The 6,144-nt window shown below is 28.7% G+C and carries 6 protein-coding genes and 1 pseudogene; all 7 read left to right on the top strand.

All coding sequences use genetic code 11. The features are described 5' to 3' along the window. Positions 1–290: pseudogene (locus AVANS14531_RS09010) on the top strand (ABC transporter ATP-binding protein); the annotation flags it as partial. 2 nt (positions 291–292) lie between these two features. After that, positions 293–1,522 carry a M16 family metallopeptidase gene (locus tag AVANS14531_RS09005; RefSeq protein WP_336612143.1) on the top strand — a complete coding sequence of 410 codons (1,230 nt, stop codon included), beginning with the start codon at positions 293–295 and terminating at the stop codon, positions 1,520–1,522. Continuing rightward, positions 1,519–2,412, top strand: a complete 894-nt coding sequence (gene dapA, locus AVANS14531_RS09000; protein WP_239818431.1) for a 4-hydroxy-tetrahydrodipicolinate synthase — start codon at positions 1,519–1,521, stop codon at positions 2,410–2,412. The genes AVANS14531_RS09005 and dapA overlap by 4 nt, the downstream gene beginning before the upstream one ends. Beyond that, positions 2,412–3,194 (top strand): enoyl-ACP reductase, encoded by a 783-nt coding sequence (locus AVANS14531_RS08995; RefSeq protein ID WP_336612142.1) that lies wholly within the window; start codon positions 2,412–2,414, stop codon positions 3,192–3,194. Before dapA ends, AVANS14531_RS08995 begins: the two co-directional genes overlap by 1 nt. Next, a complete protein-coding gene (gene pgsA / locus AVANS14531_RS08990) occupies positions 3,194–3,733 on the top strand; it encodes a CDP-diacylglycerol--glycerol-3-phosphate 3-phosphatidyltransferase (protein ID WP_239818533.1) in 540 nt (179 codons plus the stop codon). The genes AVANS14531_RS08995 and pgsA overlap by 1 nt, the downstream gene beginning before the upstream one ends. After that, positions 3,730–4,827: a M50 family metallopeptidase gene (locus tag AVANS14531_RS08985; protein WP_336612141.1), complete on the top strand. Its 1,098-nt coding sequence runs from the start codon at positions 3,730–3,732 to the stop codon at positions 4,825–4,827. The genes pgsA and AVANS14531_RS08985 overlap by 4 nt, the downstream gene beginning before the upstream one ends. Before the next feature lie 110 nt (positions 4,828–4,937). Then, positions 4,938–5,795 carry a hypothetical protein gene (locus tag AVANS14531_RS08980; protein WP_336612140.1) on the top strand — a complete coding sequence of 286 codons (858 nt, stop codon included), beginning with the start codon at positions 4,938–4,940 and terminating at the stop codon, positions 5,793–5,795. Positions 5,796–6,144: the final 349 nt, after the last annotated feature.

Below are 6,144 nucleotides of genomic sequence, written 5' to 3'. Positions count from 1 at the left end.
GGCAACGCTTAGCACTTGCAAGAGCTTTTTATAAAAACCCTGAAATAATTATTTTTGATGAAGCAACAAGTGCCTTAGATAATGAAAGCCAAAACCTAATTTCAAAAAGCTTAGTAAATATTAAAAAAGATAAAATTATCATTCTAATAGCTCATAGACTAAACTCAATCGCAATTGCTGATAATATCTTGGTTTTAGATAATACTAAGCAAGTTGGCTATGGAAATGATGCTAGTTTAGAAAATAATCAATATTATAAAAATCTAAAAGCAAATTATGAAGAAAGTTAAAAATGAATATAGAAAATAAAGTTTTAGAAAATGGCTTAAAAATATATGCGATTAATTTAAACGATAATTCAAGCGTAGTTAGTGTTAATGTCTTTTACAAAGTTGGCTCAAGTTATGAAGAATTAGGAAGAAGTGGAATAGCTCATCTACTTGAACACCTATCGTTTAAAAGCACGAAGGATCATAAGGCTGGTGAGTTTGATGAGATTATTAAAAGTCTTGGCGGAGTAAATAACGCCTGCACTAGTTTTGACTACACTCAATATTATGTAAATATTTCTAAGGCTCATATTAAAAAAGTTTTAAAGCTTTATTCAAGTATGATGAGCGATTTATTATTTAATAAAGATGAGTTTTATAAAGAAAGAGATGTGGTATTAGAAGAAGAGCGTCTTAGGGTTGGAAATGATGCTTTTGGCTACTTATACAATGCTTTATATAATTATGCTTTTGTTAAATCAAGCTATCATTGGACGCCTATTGGATTTGCCGATGATATAGCAAATCTTACTCCTAAAATAGTAAAAGATTTTTATAATAAATTCTACGCACCAAATAATGCTTGTATTGTAATTAGTGGGGATTTAGAAGGTATTGATGTTTTTAGTATTTGCGAAGAATTATTTAAAGATAAAAAGCCTAAAAAAATTAAAATCAATAAAGCAATAGAGCCTGATAGAACGGGATTAAAAGAAATCAATTTGCGATTTCCTAATCTAAATTCCAATCTTTTTGCACTTGCTTATAAAATACCTGCATTTAACCATGAAGATTTTGAATATTTAAAGGCAATTTCTATATTTTTAAATCTTGATAAAAACTCAATTATTAAAAACAAAATGCTAAATGATTATAATCTTTGTGCTGATTTAGACTTTTACGCTCAAAGTTCAAGGGCTGAAAATCTATTTATAATCTTTGGAGTTTGTAATGAAAATGTTAATCCTAAAACAGCCATTAAAAAACTAAAAGAATTAATTAATAAAACAAAATTTAGCAAATTAGACGCTAGAACTATTTATAATCAATTAGAATTAAGTATAAATCAAGTAAAATCAAACGCAAGCGCCTTAGCTAATGGCATAGGGAAATTTGAATGTTTTGGTGATGCTAATGTCTTTTTAAATTCGCTTAAAATACAAGAATTAGATTATAAAAAACTAAATCTTGTATTTAAACATTACCTAAAAGATGATAATTTAACGCAATTAATTTTAAAGGAGAAAGTATGAAAAAAGAAATTATAGGTGCAATGACAGCTCTTATTACGCCACTTAAAAATGATAAAATTGATGAGGTAAGCTACGAAAAACTTATAAAAAGACAAATAGCAAATGGCATTGATGCTGTTGTTCCTGTTGGCACTACTGGAGAAAGCCCAACATTAACTCACGAAGAGCATAGAAGATGTATTGAAATAGCGGTTGAAGTTTGCAAAGGAACAAATGTAAAAGTTCTAGCAGGTGCAGGCTCAAACGCAACTCACGAAGCAATTTCTTTAGCAAAATTCGCTCAAGATTGTGGAGCTCATGGGATTTTAAGCATAACACCATATTATAATAAGCCTATGCAAAGTGGTTTATATAAGCATTATGAAGCGATTGCTAATTCAATAGATATTCCTATTATGCTTTATAATGTTCCAGGAAGAACTGGTTGTGAGATTGCAAGTTCAACAATAATTGAGCTTTTTAGAAATTGCCCTAATATTTACGGAGTAAAAGAAGCTAGTGGAAGTATTGATAAATGCGTTGATTTATTAGCAAACGAGCCAAGATTAAGACTTGTTAGTGGAGAAGATAGTATAAACTATCCTATTTTAAGCAATGGTGGAAGTGGCGTAATCAGCGTTACATCAAACCTTTTACCAAACGAAATAGCTAATTTAACTCACGAAGCACTAAAAGAAAATTATAAAGAAGCAAAATCTATTAACGATAAACTTTATAATATAAACAAGATTTTATTTTGCGAAAGCAACCCAATTCCAATAAAAGCAGCAATGTTTATAGCTGGACTTATCCCAAGCCTTGAATATCGCTTGCCACTTAGTGCTCCAAGCAAAGAAAATCTTAAAAAAATTGAAGAAGTTATGAAAAATTACGATATAAAAGGATTTTAATGCAAGAAATTAATTTTAAAGATAAAGTATTAGTAATAAGCGGTGGAACTCGTGGTATAGGTAAAGCAATTGTATACGAATTCGCAAAAGCAGGCTGTAATGTTGCATTTACTTATAATTCAAACGAGCAAATCGCACAAGAAATCGTAGCTGATTTAGAAAAAAACTATAATGTAAAGGCTAAATGCTATCCATTTAATATACTTGAGCCAGAAACTTACAAAGAATTATTTGAAGAAATTGATAAAGATTTTGATAGAGTTGATTTTTTCATCTCAAACGCAATTATCACAGGTCGTGCAGTTGTAGGTGGATATACTAAGTTTATGAAATTAAAACCTAGAGGAATTAACAATATTTTCACAGCTACTGTAAATGCTTTCGTATGTGGAGCACAAGAAGCAGCTAAGAGAATGGAAAAAGTTGGTGGCGGAAGCATAATTTCAATTTCAAGCACAGGCAATCTAGTTCATATAGAAAATTATGCAGGTCATGGAACTGCAAAAGCAGCTGTTGAAGCTATGGCAAGATATGCAGCAACTGAACTAGGCGATAAAAACATTCGTGTAAATGTTGTAAGTGGTGGTCCAATTGATACTGATGCTCTAAAAGCATTTACAAACTACGAAGAAGTAAAACAAGCTACAATGAATCTAAGCCCATTAAATCGTATGGGACAACCTGAAGATCTAGCTGGTGCTTGCCTATTCTTATGCACAGATAAGGCTAGTTGGGTTACAGGTCATACATTTATTGTAGATGGTGGAACTACATTTAAGTGATGAATTTACCAAATATTTTAGCAAGTGCTAGGATTATCCTAGCACCGATTTTATTTATACTGCTTACGCATTCAAATGCTTTAATGCAAGAATTTAATATCCATATTACTTGGATAAATTACCTTGCGGCTTTAATTTTTACAATTGCTTCTATTACTGATTTTTTTGATGGATATATTGCAAGGTCTTGGAATCAAAAGACAATCTTAGGCGAAATCCTAGACCCACTAGCTGACAAAATGCTAACTCTTGCAGCATTTTTAGGACTTATGATGATGGGAAGAGTAAATGAAATATTAGTTTATTTTATCCTTGTAAGAGAGTTTTTTATAACAGGACTAAGGGTGATGATAGTTGCTGATGGGCTTAAAATTGCTGCAAATATGAGTGGTAAAATAAAAACTACTTTTCAAATGCTTGCGATTGGATTTTTATTAATGGATTGGTGGGGAAAGGATATTTTATTTTATTTATGCTTTTTCTTTACTATTTATTCAGGTGCAATTTATGTGATAGAATACGCTAAGGTTAAAAAATGAAAAACTTATTTTTAACCTTGCTTGTTTTAGCTTTTTGCTTTTGGCATTATGGAGCTAGTTTTTTAGCTACTATTTTGATACTTTCGTTTTTGATATTTTTTCATGAATTAGGGCATTTTTTGGCTGCAAAGTTTTTTAAGGTTAGGGTTTTATGCTTTAGCATAGGATTTGGCAAGCCGATATTTGTTAGACACTATAAAGGCACTGATTATCAAATATCAAGCATTTTTTTAGGTGGTTATGTAAAAATGAAAGGTCAAGATGATAGCGACCCAAGCCATAAAAGTTATGATAAAGATAGTTACACGGTATTACACCCTTTTAAAAAGATTTTAATACTTTTTGCTGGGCCATTTTTTAACCTACTTTTAGCATTTTTAATCTACATTTCTTTAGGCTTTATAGGCGTTGAAAAGCTTAGTCCAACTATCGGTGGGCTTAGCGAATATGCTGATAAAAAGCTTAAATTAAATGATAAAATCTTAGAAATTAATGGCAAAGTTGTGAATGATTTTTATGATATAAAGCCACTTGTAGATAGCAAAAATCTTGATATTAAAATATTAAGAGAAGGTGCGATTATTGATTTAAGCATTACTACCTATGAAGGCAAAACGCAAAATATTTTCGGAGAAATTATCACAAAACCACTTTTAGGAATAACTCCTAAAAATGAGTTTTTTATAGAATATCATAGAGATTTTGGCGTTTTTAAATGGGCTTTAGATGAGAGTATAAAATCAGCATTTTTAATACTTGAAGGACTTAAAAAACTAATTTTAGCAGAAGTTAGCCCTAAAAACCTTGGCGGTATAATAAGTATCGCTGATACTACTACAATGGCTGCAAGCTTAGGAATATCTACATTATTACTAATAACTGCCCTACTTTCAATTAATTTAGGGGTTTTAAACCTACTGCCTATTCCTGTGCTTGATGGCGGACATATTGCGTTTAATCTATATGAATTAATCACAAAAAGAGAAGTAAATCAAAAGCTATTTTTAACACTTAGCTATGTTGGAATGGCATTATTGTTTTCATTAATGATATTTGCAACTTTTAACGATATTACAAGGATAATTGAAAAATAAGAATTTGAAATTCCTATTTCAAAAATTCTTAGCTTACTCTTACGCTTTGTTTTAAATTATTTTTATTGTTTATTTGCTATATTGATATTTATTTAAACCAAAGGATTGATTTGAATATAGATAATTTAAAAGATTATAAAATAAAAAATGATTATTTATATAGCTTAGAGCTTATTAGATTGTTTTATGATTATTTTATGATTTTTTTTATAATTAGCATTATTATTTTTCTTTTAGATAAAGTAGGTGTATTATTTACTATTCAAGACCCAACAACTAGCGAGATAATAAAACAAAATAAGTTATTGTTTGTTTTGCCGTTTTTTATTTATGCACTTCTTGAATGTTTTATTAATAGACCGATAAAAAGACTTAGATTTGTTAAAAATAATGATTTTTATATTAGTGTAGATAAAGAAAAGATATATTTTGAAACCTACGAAATAGATGATATCGGTGTTTTAGGTATAGGTAAAAGCTTTAAAAAAGTAACAGCAATTATAAATAAAAGCGATATAGTTTTTAGGTTAAAAACCAAGCGTCCAGCATTGAGTTATTCTTTCATATTTGAGTATGAAATGTTTAAAACACAAAATGAAGAAGATAAAAGCTGGACTTATAGAATGGATGAACCTATTCTTAGAATACTTTATTCTCCTTTTCATTTTATATTTTTTATAATAAATGTTTTAGTTAGTTATATTATTTTGATTAGTCAAAACGGCATAAAACTTAAAACCTATACAATATATCAAACTAAAACTAAGCTAGTTTCATTGCCTTTTGTTGATGATTTATCGGTTTATTTTTTATATACAGAATATAGAAGAAATTCAGCTGCTATTAGCAAAGGTGGTTATGAATTAGATAACAAAAAAGACATACAACCACTAGGCGAAAAATACATAGCAAAACAACAAAAGAAAATTGAAAAGATTTTAAATAAGAAAAGCTTAAATGTTAAATAATTAAGAATTATTTTTATTCTTAATAAGTGCTTTAATGCAAAGCATTAAAATTAAGCTTTATCTATATTTTAGCAATATTATGAATCAATTTCCTATTTTAAATTCTTTTGTTTTAAATCAATATTTTTAAATTTTACATACACTAAAAATAAAGAAAAATAAAAAGAATTTGAAATATTAAACAAACACCCTAAACATAACCTACTCTAAGCAAGTGAAGACCAAGAATAAAAAAGCATAAAAGTATTTAAAGTTTATTTTTAACACTTGCAAGAATATGCTTAAGAAGTTTAGAAATTAGCTTTTTAATTAATGCTTTTTCTTCTATAAAGTCTAAATATTTTTTAGT

The sequence above is a fragment of the Campylobacter sp. Cr9 genome, assembly GCF_020138295.1.
In the GTDB taxonomy this organism is placed as follows: domain Bacteria; phylum Campylobacterota; class Campylobacteria; order Campylobacterales; family Campylobacteraceae; genus Campylobacter_E.
The sequence above is the reverse complement of the archived record's forward strand: the minus strand, read 5'-3'. Positions and strand labels throughout refer to the sequence as shown.